Origin of the sequence: Pseudomonas sp. CCOS 191 (assembly GCF_001007005.1) — a bacterium.
Classification (GTDB): Bacteria; Pseudomonadota; Gammaproteobacteria; order Pseudomonadales; family Pseudomonadaceae; genus Aquipseudomonas; species Aquipseudomonas soli.
Map to the genome: position 1 here is coordinate 2478990 of NZ_LN847264.1, position 17631 is coordinate 2496620.

At 65.8% G+C, this 17631-nt stretch carries 14 protein-coding genes; 10 read left to right on the plus strand and 4 right to left on the minus strand.

Features of this window, described 5'->3' with window-relative positions; genetic code table 11:
* Positions 1 to 13: 13 nt before the first annotated feature.
* Entirely contained in the window at positions 14 to 1378 is a 1365-nt protein-coding gene (locus CCOS191_RS11265) for an APC family permease (RefSeq protein WP_046855266.1), read from the plus strand.
* A 17-nt stretch (positions 1379 to 1395) separates the two neighbouring features.
* On the plus strand, positions 1396 to 2505 hold the full coding sequence (locus CCOS191_RS11270; RefSeq protein WP_046855267.1) for a DmpA family aminopeptidase: 1110 nt from the start codon (positions 1396 to 1398) through the stop codon (positions 2503 to 2505).
* 45 nt (positions 2506 to 2550) lie between these two features.
* On the opposite strand, the gene CCOS191_RS11275 is transcribed toward CCOS191_RS11270, so the two are convergent.
* Complete coding sequence (locus CCOS191_RS11275; RefSeq protein WP_046855268.1) at positions 2551 to 3882, minus strand: MFS transporter; 1332 nt, start codon at positions 3880 to 3882, stop codon at positions 2551 to 2553.
* Positions 3883 to 4040: 158 nt separating this feature from the next.
* Here CCOS191_RS11275 and CCOS191_RS11280 point away from each other — a divergent pair, with 158 nt between their 5' ends.
* From CCOS191_RS11280 to CCOS191_RS11305, 6 genes are all read left to right on the plus strand, one after another.
* Positions 4041 to 5138, plus strand: coding sequence for a sugar diacid recognition domain-containing protein (locus tag CCOS191_RS11280; protein WP_046855269.1), 1098 nt, complete (start codon positions 4041 to 4043; stop codon positions 5136 to 5138).
* Between the two features lie 111 nt (positions 5139 to 5249).
* Positions 5250 to 6389: a glycerate kinase gene (locus CCOS191_RS11285; protein ID WP_046855270.1), complete on the plus strand. Its 1140-nt coding sequence runs from the start codon at positions 5250 to 5252 to the stop codon at positions 6387 to 6389.
* Between the two features lie 493 nt (positions 6390 to 6882).
* Positions 6883 to 7356, plus strand: a complete 474-nt coding sequence (locus CCOS191_RS11290) for a MarR family winged helix-turn-helix transcriptional regulator (RefSeq protein ID WP_038706300.1) — start codon at positions 6883 to 6885, stop codon at positions 7354 to 7356.
* A 30-nt stretch (positions 7357 to 7386) separates the two neighbouring features.
* A complete protein-coding gene (locus tag CCOS191_RS11295; protein ID WP_046855271.1) occupies positions 7387 to 8580 on the plus strand; it encodes an HlyD family secretion protein in 1194 nt (397 codons plus the stop codon).
* Complete coding sequence (locus CCOS191_RS11300; protein WP_046855272.1) at positions 8577 to 10112, plus strand: DHA2 family efflux MFS transporter permease subunit; 1536 nt, start codon at positions 8577 to 8579, stop codon at positions 10110 to 10112. The genes CCOS191_RS11295 and CCOS191_RS11300 overlap by 4 nt, the downstream gene beginning before the upstream one ends.
* A 181-nt stretch (positions 10113 to 10293) precedes the next feature.
* On the plus strand, positions 10294 to 11040 hold the full coding sequence (locus tag CCOS191_RS11305) for an SDR family oxidoreductase (protein WP_046855273.1): 747 nt from the start codon (positions 10294 to 10296) through the stop codon (positions 11038 to 11040).
* A gap of 6 nt (positions 11041 to 11046) precedes the next feature.
* On the opposite strand, the gene CCOS191_RS11310 is transcribed toward CCOS191_RS11305, so the two are convergent.
* The 3 genes from CCOS191_RS11310 to ccoG form a co-directional block, all read right to left on the minus strand.
* Entirely contained in the window at positions 11047 to 13089 is a 2043-nt protein-coding gene (locus CCOS191_RS11310) for a PAS domain-containing protein (RefSeq protein WP_046855274.1), read from the minus strand.
* A 61-nt stretch (positions 13090 to 13150) separates the two neighbouring features.
* Positions 13151 to 14560, minus strand: a complete 1410-nt coding sequence (gene mapR / locus CCOS191_RS11315; protein ID WP_046855275.1) for a GntR family transcriptional regulator MpaR — start codon at positions 14558 to 14560, stop codon at positions 13151 to 13153.
* 39 nt (positions 14561 to 14599) lie between these two features.
* Positions 14600 to 16006, minus strand: coding sequence for a cytochrome c oxidase accessory protein CcoG (gene ccoG, locus CCOS191_RS11320; protein ID WP_046855276.1), 1407 nt, complete (start codon positions 16004 to 16006; stop codon positions 14600 to 14602).
* A 292-nt stretch (positions 16007 to 16298) separates the two neighbouring features.
* Between ccoG and CCOS191_RS11325 the strand changes: the two genes are divergently transcribed.
* Positions 16299 to 17189 (plus strand): serine hydrolase domain-containing protein, encoded by an 891-nt coding sequence (locus CCOS191_RS11325; protein WP_046855277.1) that lies wholly within the window; start codon positions 16299 to 16301, stop codon positions 17187 to 17189.
* A 181-nt stretch (positions 17190 to 17370) separates the two neighbouring features.
* Entirely contained in the window at positions 17371 to 17604 is a 234-nt protein-coding gene (locus tag CCOS191_RS27890) for a hypothetical protein (RefSeq protein WP_156177540.1), read from the plus strand.
* Positions 17605 to 17631 lie beyond the last annotated feature (27 nt).

A 17631-nucleotide genomic window follows, 5' to 3' on the forward strand; every position in this document is an offset into this window, starting at 1 on the left:
GAGGAAAAACGCCATGAGCTCCAGCGAAGAGCCCGCAAGCGCGCTCAAGCAGCGCCTGGGTGTGTTCGACGTGGTCGCCATCACCGTTTCCGCGGTGACCCCGGCCAGCTCCGTGTTCGTCATCGCCCCGTTCGCCATCCAGCAGGCCGGCAGTGGTGCGTTTCTGTCGTTCATCATGGCCGGTGCGCTGGCGTTGATGTTCGCCTGGTGCTACGCCGAACTGGGACGCGCCCACAGCTCCGCCGGCGGCGAGTATGTGTACGCCAAGCGCGTGTTCGGCGGGCTGGCGGGCTATGCCACTTTCCTCACGGTGCTGGCCTCGATGCTGTTCATCCCGCCGGTGCTCGCAGGTGGCGCCGCCACCTACCTGAACAATGCCCTGGGCACGCGTTTCGATACCCAGACCGTGGCCTTGGTGATCGTGGTGTCGAGCTACGCCCTGGGTATCCTCAATATCCGCCTGAATGCCTGGATCACCGGGGTGTTCCTGTTCTGCGAGGTCGCCGCGCTGCTGGTGATCGTGATCCTGGGGTTCGGCAATGCCAGCCAGCCGGCGGCGAGCCTGCTGCAGCCGCAGATGCTCGAGCAAGGTGCGCTGACGGCGGCACCCTGGGCACTGGTGCTGGGCGCGGTGGGCATGGCGCTGTTCGCCTTCAATGGTTATGGTGGCGCGGTGCTGCTGGCCGAAGACATGAAGGACCGTGGGCGCACCGTGCACCGGGCGGTGCTGTGGTCGCTGGCGGTGGTGGTGGCCATCGAGGTGATCCCGCTGGCCGCGCTGTTGATCGGCGCGCCGTCGCTGCAGGCGATGCTGGCCAGCGGCGATCCGATCGGCTACCTGCTGACCGCCCATGGCAACGAGACCCTGGCGCGGCTGGTCAGCGCGGGGATTTTCCTCTCGGTGTTCAACGCCATCGTGGCCATCGTCATCCAGGTCGGCCGGGTGGTGTACAGCAGCGGGCGCGACGCGATCTGGACGCCCACGCTAAACCGTGCCTTCACCCTGATCCATCCGCGCTGGGAGTCGCCGTGGCTGGCCACGCTGTTCCTCGCCGTGCCGTCGGCCTTGCTGAGCCTGTCCGGCAGCCTGGAGGAGCTGACCTCGTTCACCGTGCTGCTGTTGCTGCTGATCTACCTGGTGGTGGCCGCATGCGCGCTGTGCAGCCGGGTATTGCGCCGCGATCGCGAGCATCCGTACCGCATGCCGCTGTGGCCGTTGCCGGCGCTGCTGGCGGTCAGCGGTGCCGGCTGGCTGCTGGTGACCCTGCTACGCGAGGCGTCACTGCGCGACCTGTTGATCATCCTCGGGCTGCTGGCCGTGTCGGTCACGCTGTACAGCACCCACGGCCGGCTCAGCCCGACCTTCCAGAAATTGTGAGTATCCAAGGAGTACACATGCGTGCGCGTCAACTGGGCATCACCCTCGGCCACGGCACCCCGGGCCCGTTCAATGCCATCACCGACGTACCAGGGGTGCGGGTCGGCCACAGCACCCTAATCGACGATCAACGCGCGGCGCCGATCCGCACCGGGGTGACGCTGATCGAGCCCCGCGCAGGCGCGGCCCGCCAGCAACCCTGTTTCGCCGGCTGTCACGTGCTCAACGGCAACGGCGACGCCACGGGCCTGGAGTGGATCCGCGAGGCCGGCTTGCTGACCACGCCGATCGCCATTACCAATACCCATAGCGTCGGCGTGGTGCGCGATGCGCTGATCGCCGCCGAGCGCGAGCGCCTGCCGGACGAGGCGGTGTACTGGTGCATGCCGGTGGTCATGGAAACCTACGATGGCTTGCTCAATGACATCTGGGGCCAGCACGTGACCTCGGCGCAGGTGCGCCAGGCACAGGAGGCGGCCATCTCGGGGCCGGTGCAGGAAGGGCCGGTGGGCGGTGGCACGGGGATGATCTGCCACGAGTTCAAGGGCGGCATCGGCACTGCCTCGCGGCGCCTGGAGGACGGGCAGGGCGGCTGGACTGTCGGTGTGCTGGTCCAGGCCAACCATGGCCAGCGGCGCGAGTTGCGGGTGGACGGCTACCCGGTGGGGCGCCAGCTGGGGCATTTGCCGTCGCCTTTCGCCGAACCGGTGACCGGCACCCCGGGTATGGGTTCGATCGTGGTGGTGATCGCCACCGACGCGCCGCTGCTGCCACACCAGTGCCAGCGCCTGGCCCAGCGCGCGTCGATCGGCATCGCCCGCACTGGTGGCGGCACCGAGGACTCCAGCGGCGATATCTTCCTGGCGTTCTCCACCGGTAACCAGAATCTGCCGCCGGCGGACTATGCACGCAAGGGGCTGGAACAATGCACCGAGTTGCGCATGCTCAACAACGACCATATTTCGGCGTTGTTCATGGCGGCGGCGGAAGCGGTGGAGGAGGCGATCGTCAATGCCTTGCTGGCGGGGCGCACGATGCAGGGCAAGGGAGGGGTGGTGGTGCCGGCGCTGGATGGGGATACCTTGCTGACGGCATTGCATGAAGCAGGTTGGAAACCTCGCGACTAGCGTAGTGGCCATCGCGGGGCAAGCCCGCGATGGCCTCGTCGGCACTTACTGGCGAACGCCTGCCAGGGCGCTGCTGGTGCTGCGTGAAACGCGCAATGCCACCAGGCTACCGACCACGATCAATCCGGCCAGCGCATACAGCGCCGCATCGGTCGAGCCGGTCTGGTCCTTGATGAAACCCACCAGGTAGGGGCTGAGGAAGCCGGCCATCTGTCCCACCGAGTTGATGATCGCCAGGCCCGCCACGGCGGTGCCGGCGGTGAGCAGCGCGGTCGGCATCGGCCAGAACATCGGCAGGCCGGTCAGCGCGCCCATGGTGGCGATGGACAGGCCGAGGATGGCGATGGTCGGGTGGGCGGCGAAGTTCACCGCGATCAGCAGGCCCAGCGCCCCCATCAGCATCGGTACCACGAGGTGCCAGCGGCGTTCGTTGTGCAGGTCCGCCGAGCGGCCGACGACAATCATGAACACACCGGCCAGCAGGTACGGGATGGCGCTGAGCCAGCCGATCAGCAGGGGGCTGTCGAAGCCCATGTTCTTGATGATCGACGGCAGCCAGAAGTTGATGGCATAGACACCGCTCTGGATGCAGAAGTAGACGAAACCGAAGGTCCAGATCAGCGGGTTGCCCAGCACCGACAGCACGCTGTCGCCGCGAGTGGCCGGCTTGCCGGCGGCGTCGGCTTTCAGGTCCGCCTCGATCAGCTGGCGTTCGGCCGGGCTCAGCCAGCGGGCGCTCTGGTAGCCGTCGCTGAGCAGCACGATGGCCAGCGCGCCCAGCGCCACGGTGGGCAAGCCCTGGATCAGGAACATCCACTGCCAGCCGGCCAGGCCGTGCTGGCCCGCGGCGAAGTGGTCGAGGATCCAGCCGGAGAACGGCCCGCCCAGCAGCCCGGACACCGGGATCGCCGACATGAACAGGGCCATGATGCGGCCGCGACGGTCCGCCGGGAACCAGCGCGAGAGGTACAGCACAACGCCGGGGAAGAAGCCCGCCTCGGCGGCGCCGGTCAACAGGCGCAGGGTGTAGAACTCGGTGGGGGTGGTGACGAACAGCAGGCAGGTGGACAGGCTGCCCCAGGCGATCATCATCAGCGCGATCCAGCGCCGCGGCCCGAAGCGGTTGAGCGCCAGGTTGCTGGGCAGGCCGCAGAGCACGTAGCCGATGAAGAAGATGCCGGCGCCGAGGCCGTACACGGTTTCGCTGAATTTCAGTGCATCGAGCATCTGCAGCTTGGCGAAGCCGACGTTGACGCGGTCGAGGTAGTTGAACAGGTAGCAGATGAAAATGAACGGGATCAGCCGCAGGGTGATGCGCCGGTAGAGCGCGTTGCGGGTGATCTCGTTGCCTTGGTCAGGGGCGGGGCTGTGTGCCATGATCGGGTTCTCTGTTGTTATGGTTGTCACCGCGTCGCCTGTGCCGGCGCTCGCCTGGAAAAGTCTCGGGCAGTGTAGCGCGGCTGTCTTTGTGCTTTTGCACAGCTTCAGGTATGGGCTGCTGTGCCGCCGACCAAAGCCTAGGTGAGGACCGTTACATGTTTGAGCTGGACCACGACCTGGCCCAGGACATCGTCGACCGGGCGATGGCCATCCTGCCGTGCAACGTCAACGTGATGGACAGCCAGGGGCTGATCCTGGGCAGTGGCGAGGCCGAGCGTATCAACACCCGCCATGAAGGCGCGCAGCTGGTGCTGGCCAACGGGCGCATCGTCGAGCTGGACGTGGAGGCGGCCAAGTGCCTCAAAGGCGTGCAACCCGGCGTCAATCTGCCATTGATGCTCGATGGCAGGCTGATCGGCGTGCTCGGCCTCACCGGCGATCCTCAGCAACTGCGCACCTACGGTGAGCTGGTGCGCATGACCGCCGAGATGCTCCTGGCCCAGCGCCACCTGCAGGTGGAACAGCAGTGGCGGCGCCAGCGCTGCGACGACCTGCTGGCACTGTTGCTGGGCGGCAGCGGCGACTCGCCACGGCTGGTCGATGAAGCCCGGCAACTGGGGCTCAAACCGAATCTGCCACGCGTTGCCTGCCTGTTCGAGTTGCGTGGCGGCCCGCCTGCCGAGGCGCTTTCGGCCTGGCTGATGAGCCGCTATCCCGACAGCTGGTGTGTCAGCCCTGCGCGGCAGTCGCTGCTATGGTGCCGGCCGGCCGCTGTGCCGCTGGACGAGCCGCGTCTGCTCGAACGCTTGCAGCGCCACGGCTGGGACGTCGAGCGTCTGGCCCTGGGCAGCCCGGCGCAGAGCCTGGAGCAACTGCGCCGCAGTTACCGGCGGGTGCGCGACCTGCTGGCCTACGGTCGTGAGGTGCTGCCCGACGAGCGCCTGCTGAGCCTGGCCCGCTACCGCCTGCCGGCGCTGCTGTGGCGGCATCGCAACGACGATGCGCTGGACGAGCTGCTTGAACCCTTGCAGCGCATTCGCGCCAAGGACGCCAGTGGCCAGTTGCTGCTTACCCTGCGCGCCTGGTGCGCTCATGACGGGCAGAGCCAGGCCTGCGCCGAGGCGCTGGGGATCCACCGCAACAGTTTGCGCTACCGGCTGGAGCGCATTGCCGAGGTGGGGGAGGTGGACCCGTTGCGCATGGAGGGGATGCTGAGCTTGTACCTGGGGTTGCAGTTGTTGCCGGTGGACTGACGGCTGGCAAAGGCATCCGCCCAAACAACCGCCCCTGGGTTTTGTGCATCCGACCGAGGCCAGTGCGCCGCGCACCTGTCAGCATGCGCGGAACAGGACAGGAGAATCCCCATGAAAATCGTCATCGCCCCCGATTCGTTCAAGGACAGCCTCGACGCCGCTGGTGTCGCCCGCGCCATCGCCAGCGGCCTGGCCGAGGTGTGGCCGGCCTGCGAGCGCATCGAATGCCCGATGGCCGATGGCGGTGAAGGCACCATGGAGGCGATTGTCGCCGCCAGCCAGGGCGAACTGCGCCGTCAGGTGGTGCGCGGCCCGCTGGGCGAGCCCGTCGAGGCTGCTTGGGGCTGGCTGGCCGAGAGTCGCACGGCGGTGATCGAGATGGCCCAGGCCAGTGGCATCCAGTTGGTGCCCAACGGGCGGCGCGACGCGTGCCGCAGCAGCACCTGGGGCACCGGCGAACTGATCGCCGCGGCGCTGGCGGCCGGCGCCTCGCGCATTGTCCTGGCCATCGGCGGCAGCGCTACCAACGACGGTGGCAGCGGCATGTTGCGCGCGTTGGGCCTGCGCCTGCTGGATGCCCAGGGCGAACCGCTGGCCGAGGGCGGGCTGGCCCTGGCGCAGCTGGCGCGCATTGACACCAGCGGCCTGGACCCGCGCCTGGCGCAGGTGCGGGTGGACGTTGCCGCCGATGTCGATAATCCGCTGTGCGGCGCCAATGGCGCCTCGGCGATCTTCGGCCCGCAGAAGGGGGCCAACCCCGAGCAGGTGCAGGCCCTGGACCAGGCCCTGGCGCACTTTGCCGATCATTGCGCGGGAGTGCTGGGCAAGGATGTGCGTGACGAGCCTGGCAGTGGCGCGGCTGGGGGCATGGGGTTTGCGGCCAAGGCGTTCATGGGCGCGCAGTTCCGCCCGGGGGTCGAGGTGGTCGCCGAGCTGGCCGGGCTCGATGCCCTGGTGCACGGCGCGGATCTGGTGATTACCGGCGAAGGGCGCTTCGATGCCCAGACCCTGCGCGGCAAGACGCCCCTCGGTGTGGCGCGGGTGGCCAAGCGCCACGGCGTGCCGGTGGTGGTGCTGGCGGGCACGCTCGGTGCGGGCTACGAGCAACTGTATGAGCAGGGCATCGATGCGGCCTTCGCCCTGGCCAGCGGGCCGATGAGCCTGGAGCAGGCCTGTGCCGAGGCGGGGGCGTTGCTCAAGGCGCGGGCCGCGGATGTGGCGCGGTTGTGGCAGGTGGCGCGCCAAGGCTGACGGCTTCGGGTGTTCGTCTCAACGCTTGCAGCGCCTGTCAGATCGAGCGCCGCCCGCGCGGCGCATCGCGGATGAATCCGCTCCTACATCTGTTGCAACGTAGCCATGCCTGTTCGGCCATGGTTGTAAGCCTTGTGCGCTCGACGCGATTTTTCGGTGGGCATTGTCGCAGCCTCACCTGTCTCAAGCCCTGCGCCAAGGCTGGCAACCATGGCCTGACAGGTTCGGTACGTTGCAACAGATGTAGGAGCGGATTCATCCGCGATGCGCCGCGCGGGCGGCGCTCGATCTGACAGGCGCTGCAACTCTAACGTCGAGCATCCTGCCTCAGGCGGCGCTCCGTTCATGAATACGCAACAGCTCAACTTCACACAGCAAAGCGCTGACGCTTCCACCCCCTCCCGATGAATATTTATTTAGCCTCCTAATCAAAGCTTTGACATTCACTGCCTAAGCAGTAATATTTTCACACAATTACCCGAGCAGGCCGCCGATGTCCCATTTCACCCCGGAAAACTTCCAGACCTGCGCCATCGGCATGCTGCTCGGCCGCGCCGCGCTGCTCAAGGACCGCATCCTCGACTGGCACCTCGAAGCCGACGGCGTCACGGCCGCCCAGTTCAAGGTGCTGATCATCGTCACCCAGTACCAGGTCGATACCCCGGCCGAACTGTGCCGCTACCTGGGCCTGGACAGCGGTTCGATGACCCGCATGCTCGACCGCCTCGAGCAGAAGGGCCTGATCCTGCGCAACCGTTGCCCCGACGACCGCCGCCAGGTGCGCCTGGCCCTGACCGCCGACGGCCAGCGCCTGGCCGACCGCCTGCCCCAGGTCGGCGCGGCGGCAATGAACGAACTGGTCGGCGTGCTGCAGCCCGAGGAGCTCAAGACCCTCGAGCAACTGCTCGCCAAAGTCCTGCTCAGCGCCGGCGACCCTCTGACGATCCGCCGTTTCGGCGACCGTTGATCCCAGTCACGCATTTTCCAAGGTATTGTCATGGCCACTCCCGTTGACACCTCCACCCCGGCCGCTGAGCCTGACAACTCGGGCAAGCGCAAGGCCTGGCTGCTCGCTTTGTTGTTGATCCTGATCCTCGCCGGTGCCGGCACCTGGGCCTGGTACAGCCTGGTTGGGCGCTGGCACGAAAGCACCGATGACGCCTACGTCAATGGCAACGTCGTGGAAATCACCCCGCTGGTCAGTGGCACCGTCACCAGCATCGGCGCCGACGACGGCGACCTGGTGCATGCCGGCCAGGTGTTGCTGCGCTTCGACCCGGCCGACAGCGAGGTTGCCCTGCAGGCCGCCGAGGCCAAGCTGGCGCGCACCGTGCGCCAGGTGCGCGGGCTGTACAGCAATGTCGATTCGCTCAAGGCGCAACTGCAGACCCGCCAGGCCGAGCTGCAGAAGGCCCAGCAGGACTACAACCGACGCAAGGTGCTGGCCGACAGCGGTGCCATCGCCGCCGAGGAAGTCGCCCACTCCCGCGACGACCTGACCGTGGCCCAGGCCGCCGTCAACAGTGCCCGCCAGCAACTCAACACCAGCACCGCGCTGGTCGACGACACGGTGGTCTCGTCGCACCCTGAAGTAATGGCCGCCGCCGCCGACCTGCGCCAGGCCTACCTGGACCATGCCCGCACCACGCTGGTGGCGCCGGTCACTGGCTATGTCGCCAAGCGCACCGTGCAACTGGGCCAGCGCCTGCAGCCGGGCACCGCGACCATGGCGGTGATCCCGCTGGACGAGGTGTGGGTCGACGCCAACTTCAAGGAAACCCAGCTGCGCGACATGCGCATCGGCCAGCCGGTGGAAATCACCGCCGACCTGTACGGCAGCGAAGTGACCTACTCCGGCACCGTCGACAGCCTCGGCGCCGGCACCGGCAGCGCCTTTGCCCTGTTGCCGGCGCAGAACGCCACCGGCAACTGGATCAAGATCGTCCAGCGGGTACCGGTACGCATCCATCTGGCCCCCGAACAGTTGAAGACCCACCCGCTGCGCATCGGCCTGTCCACCGTCGCCGAAGTCGACCTGCACGACCAGAGTGGTCCGGCCCTGGCCCAGCAACCGCCGCAGCAGGCCAGCTATACCACTGAGGTGTACGACCGTCAGTTGGTCGAGGCCGATGACCTGATCGCCCGGCTGATCCACGAGAACAGCGCCACCGGCAAGACGGCCCAGCGATGAGCCAGGCGGCCCCCGCGCAGTTCACCCCGCCAAGCCTGCTGCTGACCACGATCGGGCTGTCCCTGGCGACGTTCATGCAGGTGCTCGACACCACCATCGCCAACGTGGCGTTGCCGACCATTTCCGGCAACCTCGGGGTGAGCTCGGAGCAGGGCACCTGGGTGATCACCTCGTTCGCGGTGAGCAACGCCATTGCCCTGCCACTGACCGGCTGGCTGAGCCGGCGCTTCGGCGAAGTGAAGCTGTTCATCTGGGCCACGCTGCTGTTCGTGCTGGCGTCGTTCCTGTGCGGTATCGCCCAGTCGATGCCCGAGCTGGTGTTCTTCCGTGTGCTCCAGGGCGTAGTAGCTGGCCCGCTGTATCCGATGACCCAGACCCTGCTGATTGCCGTGTACCCACCGGCGAAACGGGGGATGGCCCTGGCGTTGCTGGCGATGGTCACGGTGGTCGCGCCGATTGCCGGGCCGATCCTTGGCGGCTGGATCACCGACAGCTACAGCTGGCCGTGGATCTTCTTCATCAACGTGCCGATCGGCCTGTTCGCCGCTGCCGTGGTGCGCCAGCAGATGCGCACGCGTCCGGTGGTCACCAGCCGCCAGCCCATGGACTACATCGGCCTGCTGACCCTGATTGTCGGTGTCGGCGCCTTGCAGGTGGTGCTGGACAAGGGCAACGACCTGGACTGGTTCGAGTCGTCGTTCATCGTCATCGGCACGCTGATCTCGGTGGTGTTCCTGGCAGTGTTCGTCATCTGGGAGCTGACCGACCGCCACCCGGTGGTCAACCTGCGCCTGTTCGTGCACCGCAACTTCCGCATCGGCACCCTGGTGCTGGTGGGCGGCTACGCGGGGTTCTTCGGCATCAACCTGATCCTGCCGCAATGGCTGCAGACCCAGATGGGCTACACCGCCACCTGGGCGGGCCTGGCAGTGGCACCGATCGGCCTGTTGCCGGTGCTGATGTCGCCGTTCGTGGGCAAGTACGCGCACCGTTTCGACTTGCGCCTGCTGGCCGGCATCGCCTTCCTGGCAATCGGTACCAGCTGCTACATGCGCGCCGGCTTCACCAACGAGGTGGACTTCCTGCACATCGCCCTGGTGCAGCTGTTCATGGGCATCGGCGTGGCGCTGTTCTTCATGCCGACCCTGAGCATCCTGCTGTCGGACCTGCCGCCGCACCAGATCGCCGACGGTTCGGGGCTGGCGACGTTCCTGCGTACCCTGGGCGGCAGTTTCGCCGCGTCGCTGACCACCTGGATCTGGATCCGTCGGGCCGACCAGCACCATGCCTACCTCAGCGAGCACATCAGCACCTTCGAGCCGGCCACCCGCCAGACCCTGGAGCAGCTGGGCGGGGCCAGCCCGCAGAACTACGCGAAGCTTGAGCAGATCCTCAACAGCCAGGCGTACATGATGTCGACGGTGGACTACTTCACCTTGCTGACCTGGGTGTTCGCCGGGTTGATCCTGCTGGTGTGGCTGGCCAAGCCACCGTTCACGGCCAAGGCCGCGCCGGCGTCGGCGGGGCATTGATCACGGCGCCAGTCAGTCAAATGTCAGGGCCCATCGCCGGCAAGCCGGCTCCCACAGTAATTGCGCATGCCTGCTGCTTTTCTGTGGGAGCTGGCTTGCCAGCGATGAGGCCAAGCCAGGTTTTCAAATGATGGCATTTCCCCTAGTCTTGCAGGTCTTTTCCAGACTATTTGGCAGGCTCATGGACAAGGTCATCGTCATCACCGGCGCCAGCCGGGGCATCGGCGCCGCCACCGCGTTGCTGGCGGCGCAACAGGGTTACCGCATCTGCATCAACTACCACGCTGATGACCAGGCCGCCGAGGCGATGCTGGCGCAGGTCCGCGCGTTGGGCGCAGAGGCCATCGCGGTGCGCGCCGACGCCAGCGTCGAGGACGAAGTGGTGCGCCTGTTCCACTGCGTCGACCAGGAGCTCGGGCCAGTCACCGCGCTGGTCAACAACGCCGGCACCATCGGCCAGCAGAGCCGGGTCGAGGAGATGTCCGAGTTTCGCTTGCTCAAGGTGATGAAGACCAATGTGGTCGGGCCGATGCTGTGCGCCAAGCATGCCTTGCTGCGCATGGCCCGGCGCCATGGCGGGCAGGGCGGGGCGATCGTCAATGTGTCGTCGGTGGCCGCGCGCCTCGGCTCGCCCAACGAGTACGTCGACTACGCCGCTTCCAAGGGTGCGCTGGATACCTTCACCCTCGGGCTGGCCAAGGAAGTGGCGGGCGAGGGCGTGCGCGTCAACGGTGTGCGGCCGGGGTACATCCACACCGGCTTCCATGCCTTGAGTGGCGATCCGGACCGGGTCGGCAAGCTTGAACCCAGCCTGCCGATGGGCCGTGGCGGCAAGCCCGAGGAAGTGGCCGAGGCAATTATGTGGCTGCTGTCGGACAAGGCCTCCTATTCGACCGGAAGCTTCATTGACCTGGGCGGCGGGCGCTGACCGGGGTCATCCGGTGCTCAACAAATGGGCCACCGCGTCGGTAATGGCCGTCAGCTCGAACGGTTTGCGCAGTACCCGCGTACGTGGGGGCAGTTGCCCATCGGCGAGCGCCGCGCTTTCGTCATAACCGGTGATGAACAGCACCGGCAACCCCGGATGCAAGGCACGGCTCGCCTCAGCGACCTGGCGACCATTGAGGCCGCCGGGCAATCCGATATCGCTGATCAACAATTGTGGAACCAGCCCGCCCTCGAGCATATTCAGCGCCGTGGCACCGTCGCCTGCGCCGTGCACTTCATACCCGAGTTCCTCCAGCAGCTCACCGATTACCAGGCGCAGCGCGGCCTGGTCCTCGACCAGCAGGATGCGTGCCTGCCCGAGGTGCGCAAGCGGTGTGGCCTGCGGCAGCGCCTGCGGTGGCGCAGGCGCCTCGTGGTGGTGCGGCAGGTAGAGTTCGACCCGCGTACCTTCGCCCATGGCCGAGCGGATCCGCAACTGGCCGCCGGACTGGCGTACGAAGCCGAAAGCCATCGATAGCCCCAGCCCGGTCCCTTGGCCGAGTGGCTTGGTGGTGAAGAACGGGTCGATTGCCCGCTCGATCACCTCCGGCGTCATGCCGCGACCATTGTCCTCGACATTGAGTTGCAGGTAATCGCCTGCCGGGAGGTCGAGCGCTGCGGCGCTCGTTTCGTCCAGATGACAGTTCTCGCAGCTGATCTCGATTCGTCCTCCATTGGGCAAGGCGTCGCGGGCATTGATGCACAGATTGAGCAGGGCGCTTTCCAGTTGCGGGGGATCGATGAAGGTTGGCCAGAGCTGTGGTGCGCAAACGACACTGAGATCAATGGCCGGTCCCACGCTACGGCGGATCAGCTCCTCCATGTCGAGGACCAGCGCGCCAACTGCGGTGGCCTGTGGCAACAAGGTCTGGCGCCGCGAGAACGCCAGCAGGCGATGCACCAGTGCCGCAGCCCGTCGGGCCGAATCGCTGGCGGTATCGAGCAAGGCAGGGATCTCTTCGTGGCGTGACTGGCCCAGGCGTTGGCGCATCAGCTCCTGGGCGCCGAGGATGCCACCGAGCAAGTTGTTGAAGTCATGGGCGATGCCGCCGGTAAGCTGGCCGACGGCTTCCATCTTTTGCGCCTGACGCAAGGCCTCCTCGGCTTCGAGCAGGCGCTTTTGCTCGTTGGCCTGACGGCTGATGTCGTAGACGAACAGGTAGGCGCCGACAACACCGCCGTCGGCGTTGCGCAGGGGGTTGAAGCGCAGTTCGAAATGCCGCAGCTGGTTGCCGCGCCCATATTCGATCACTTCGATGAAGCTTTCGCCCGCCAGCGCCCGGTGCCAGAACGCCAGCGAACGCTGGTACTCATCGGGGAAACCGTCCAGGCAATCGGCCAGGCGATCACCTGCCTTGATCGTGCGCCCGAAAAGAAACTGGAAATCCTTGACCGCACGGGCATTGACAGCAAGAAAACGTAGCGAGGTGTCCACCACCTGGACGCGCGCCACGCTGTGCTCGACCAGTTCGGCGAACAGGCTACGTTCGGCCAGGGCGTCGGCCACGCGTTGTTCGAGATGGTCGTTGAGCTGTTGCAATGCGGTTTCCGCCCGACGTCGCTCGGTGACGTCCTGGAACAGCACCGCCACCTGATTGCGCTCGGCGGGCTCGACACGGAAGGTGGTCACCGCCAGGATCCTGCCTGTGGCCACCAGCTCCTGTTCGAACTGCAATGGTTGGCCGGTGCGCAATACCTGGCCGTAGCGGGCCACCCAGTCGTCGGCCTCGTCGGGCACCATTTCCCGCAGCTTCTGTCCGACTACATTGGGTATGCCGGCATGGCGGGCGTAGGCGGCGTTGGCGACGACATGAATGTAATCGCTCAGCGGCCCATGGGGGCCGTCGAAGAACTCGATGACGCAGAAGCCCTCGTCCATGGTGTCGAACAGGAAGCGATAAAGGCTGTTGTCGATGTCTTTGCGTTGGGCGAGCTGGCGTTCGAGTTCGGCATTGCGCTGGCGCAATGCCTGGATTTCACGTTCGGGCATGCAGGAGTCCGGAGTCCGGCGTTGGGCGTGAGCCAACTGTATCCTGCATGTCCATCGACGGCTAGAACGAACGCACGATCCGCCCGAGGGTCTCCATGGCCTGCTCTGCGCCGTCACCCCAGGGGCTGCCATAGTTCAGGCGGATACAGTTGCCGAAGCGCCGGGTCGGCGAGAAGATTGGCCCCGGCGCGATGCTGATGCCCTGCGCCAGCGCCATGTGGAACAGCTTCAGCGCGTCCATCTGCTCGGGCAGTTCCAGCCACAGGAAGTAGCCGCCGGAAGGCTGGCTGACCCGGGTCTGCGCCGGAAAGTGACGGGCGATGGCGGCGAGCATGTTGGCCTGCTGGCCCTCCAGCGCGTAGCGCAGCTTGCGCAGGTGGCGATCGTAGCCGCCGTGCTGCAGGTAGTCGGCGATTGCCGCCTGGGCTGGCATCGAGGCGCACAGCGAGGTCATCAGCTTGAGCCGCTCGATCTTCTGCGCAAAGCGCCCCGCCGCGACCCAGCCGATGCGATAACCGGGGGCCAGGCTCTTGGCGAACGAGCCGCAATGCATCACCAGCCCTTCGGTGTCGAAGGCCTTGGCCGGCTTCGGTGCCTGCTGCGAGTAGTACAGCTCGGCGTAGACGTCGTCCTCGATCAGCGGCACCTGGTGGCGGCGCAGCAGCTCGACCAGCTCCTGCTTCTTGGCCTCCGGCATGCTCGCGCCCACCGGGTTCTGGAAGTTGGTCATGCACCACACGGCCTTGACCGGGTGTTTTTCCAGGGTCTGGGCCAGCACGCCGAGGTCCATGCCCTCGCGCGGGTGCACCGGGATTTCCACCGCCTTGAGCTTGAGGCGCTCGAGCACCTGCAGGCAGGCATAGAAGGCCGGCGCCTCGATGGCCACCAGGTCGCCGGGCTGGGTCACCGCCTGCAGGCACAGGTTCAATGCTTCCAGCGCGCCGTTGGTGATCAGCAGTTCTTCCATGGGCAGCATCAGCCCGCCAACCATGTAGCGCAGGGCGATCTGCCGGCGCAACTGCGGGTTGCCGGGTGACAGGTCGGTAACCACCATGCGCGGGTCCATGGCCCGGCTGGCGCTGGCCAGCGAACGGGACAGGCGTTGCAGCGGGAACAGGCTCGGGCTGGGGAAGGCCGAGCCGAACGGCACGGTGTGCGGGTCCTTGATCGAGTCGAGGATCGAGAACACCAGGCCGCTCACATCGACATCGGTGGACTCGCTGGCCGGCGCCTGGGGCTGCGGCTCGCAGAACGGCCGCGGCGCGTGGGCGTTGACGAAGTAACCCGAACGCGGCCGGGCACGGATCAGGCCGCGACGCTCCAGCAGGTAGTAGGCCTGGAACACGGTGGACGGGCTGACCCCGTGGGTCTGGCTGGCGTAACGCACCGAAGGCACCCGCTGGCCGGGGCCTAGCACCCCGGAGCGGATCAGTTCGGCAATGTCGTCGGCAAATCGTTCGTAGCGTTTCATTATGGTTTTGGCAGGCAAGGTAAGGGTCAGTGTAAGGGATCAGCGATTCATCGGCGCGACGAAACGGCTGTGCGCGGTGCTGCGGATACCCGGCTGGTCACTGTCCTGGATCTCGAAGGTCAGTTCCTGGGAGCTGCTGGTCGGGCGATCGGCAAGCATCGCCACCGACACCGGCAGCTCGCTCATCTCGCCGGAGGCCAGGGTGAACTCGGTACGGCCATGCAGCTCGAAGCCGTCGGCGTCCACCAGGCGCAGACGATAGTGCTGCGGTTCCTGGGTCTTGTTGATGATCTTGAGCAGGTAGATGTTCTCGATCTGGCCCAGGGCGTTCTCGCGGAACAGGCCACGGTCCTTGATCACGTCCATCGACACCATCGGGCGCATCTGCAGGGCCAGCACCAGGGCGCCGATCATCACCGTCAGCGCGGCGGCGTAGCCGAGCAGGCGAGGGCGCAGCCAGTGGGTCTTGCCGCCTTGCAGGTTGTGTTCGGACTTGTAGCCGATCAGGCCACGGGCATAGCCCATCTTGTCCATCACCCCGTCGCAGGCGTCGATGCAGGCGGCGCAGCCGATGCAGGCCATCTGCAGGCCTTCGCGGATATCGATGCCGGTGGGGCATACCTGCACGCACAGGGTGCAGTCGATGCAGTCGCCCAGGCCCTGGCTGCGCGCGTCGCTGCCTTTCTTGCGCGGGCCACGGGCTTCGCCGCGGCTGGGGTCGTAGGCCACCGCCAGGGTGTCCTTGTCGAACATCACGCTCTGGAAGCGCGCATAGGGGCACATGTGCATGCACACCGCTTCGCGCAGCCAGCCGGCGTTGAGGTAGGTGGCAGCGGTGAAGAACAGCACCCAGAACAAGGCCACGCCACCCAGCTCGAAGGTGAACAGTTCGGCAGCCAGCGGGCGGATCGGCGTGAAGTAGCCGACGAAGGTCAGCCCGGTGAGCACGCCAATGGCCAGCCACAGGCCGTGCTTGAGGCCGCGGCGGGCGATCTTCTCCACGCCCCAGGGCGCGGCGGCCAGCTTGATGCGCTGGTTGCGGTCGCCCTCGGCGATCTTCTCGCACCACATGAACAGCCAGGTCCAGGTGCTCTGCGGGCAGCTGTAGCCGCACCACACACGCCCGGCGAACACGGTGATGGCGAACAGGCCGAAGGCGCAGATGATCAGCAGCGCCGACAGCAGGATGAAGTCCTGCGGCCAGAAGGTCGCGCCGAAGATATGGAACTTGCTGTCGGCCAGGTCCCAGAGCACGGCCTGGCGGTCGCCCCATTGCAACCAGGCGGTGCCGAAGAACAGCACGAACAGCAAGCCGGCGAAGGCGATCCGCAGGTTGCGGTAGAAGCCGGTGAAACTGCGTGTATGGATGCCACCGGCCACCTGGCTTTTGCTCTTGTGGGTGGTGGGGGCAACCTCGATGACTCGGAAGGGGATTCTGTCGCTCATGGTTCGTCGCTCATCAGGCCTCGATCAGGCCAGGGCACTATGGCCCGCTATCTGTTTTCAGCACAGGCCCAGGTATCGAGATAAAAACCATATCAGATGACGGGTTTGTTTGTTGAGGCCTTGTATTTCGGTGCTTGGCGTACTGGATTGCAGATGCCTGCGGCTATCCACCGCACCTATGTTCGTACGGCTTTGGATGTGAGGCGAGAGAAGCGACCCGCATCGTCGCAATGGGGTAAGGTGTTGCCTCTACGCCTGCGTACCGGTCCGTCATGACTATCATGAGTATTCGATGCTGATTTCCACGCTATTCAATGGTCGCTCATTAACGCCATCCCTCCAGGCCGAACCCTGTGTGCCCTGGTGGAGCTTTACAAAGACGGTATTGGCCGCGACCGCCCTGACCTTGGTGCGCGACGGTCGACTTGCCCTGGATGCCGCGCTGCCTGAAACCTCTTACACCCTGCGCCAGCTTCTGCGTCATGAGGCGGGCCTCGCAGATTATTGCGAGCTTGCCGAGTACCACGCGGCGGTTGCCAAGCATGAACCTGCGTGGCCCGTGGACGAGATGATGCAGCGCCTGGATGGCGCCCGGCTTCGCTACGCCCCCGGAGCGGGCTGGCGCTACTCGAATGTGGGTTACATGCTGGTAGCCAGGCTCATCGAACGTGCCACGGGGCTGCCGCTTGAAGAAGCGCTCAGGCAGCAGGTGTTGGCGCCACTCGGTATCTCGGCGGTTCGCCTGGCGAGCAAACGCGCGGACCTGCATGGGGACTACCTGGGCGATTCGTTGAACTACGACCCTGGCTGGGTCTATCACGGGCTGCTGATCGGCCCTGTTTCGCAGGCTGTGCTTTTGCTGGATCGTCTGCTTGCCGGGGCACTGCTTTCGGCCGAGCTGCTGCAGGAAATGCAGGTGACAAAGGTGTTGGGTGGGCCAATGGCTGGCCGGCCTTGGATCGCGCCTGGATATGCTTTGGGGCTGATGCGAGGGGCGGTCGAGGGCGGCTTGACACTGGCCGGGCATACCGGGTGCGGGCCCGGGAGTGTGGTGGCGGTTTATCGATGTGCGGTGGGGGAGGCCGTCGCGTGTTGCGCAGTGTTCTCGATGGAGTTGGATGAGGGAAGTGTCGAGGCGGTGGTAGCCCGGGAGATACGTAAGGTACTTGAGGCGCGGTGCTGAGGCTTTCTGGGGCTGGTTTCGCCTCTGAGGGATATCACTTTTGGCCTGGATACAACATCCGTTTTGGCTCGATAGCTGAACGTCGTGGATGACCGCTATCAACCCAGAGCAGCCCTTGAACAACACCATGACGAAGCAGTAGCGTTAGCAGAAAGGTTGGCGAGTAATACTCAGGCAAGAAATGTCCTTCAATTCGCATAAGAAAAAGCTGCTCGATGAAACCGAGCCACTCTCGCACCGTGCGTCACATGCGCGCTCATGCGTCCTGCTGGTGGCTCAAAAATTAGGTTTGACCCGTGAAGATGTAATTGAACTGGTGGCGCGTCAAACTGGCGTCGATCTCCATAAGCCACAGTCTGTTGCCGAACTGCTGATCGCTTTAGCGGATCTGGAGAAAATACGCCTGGGTCAATAGTGGCCATCCCATTCTGCCGCGCTGCAT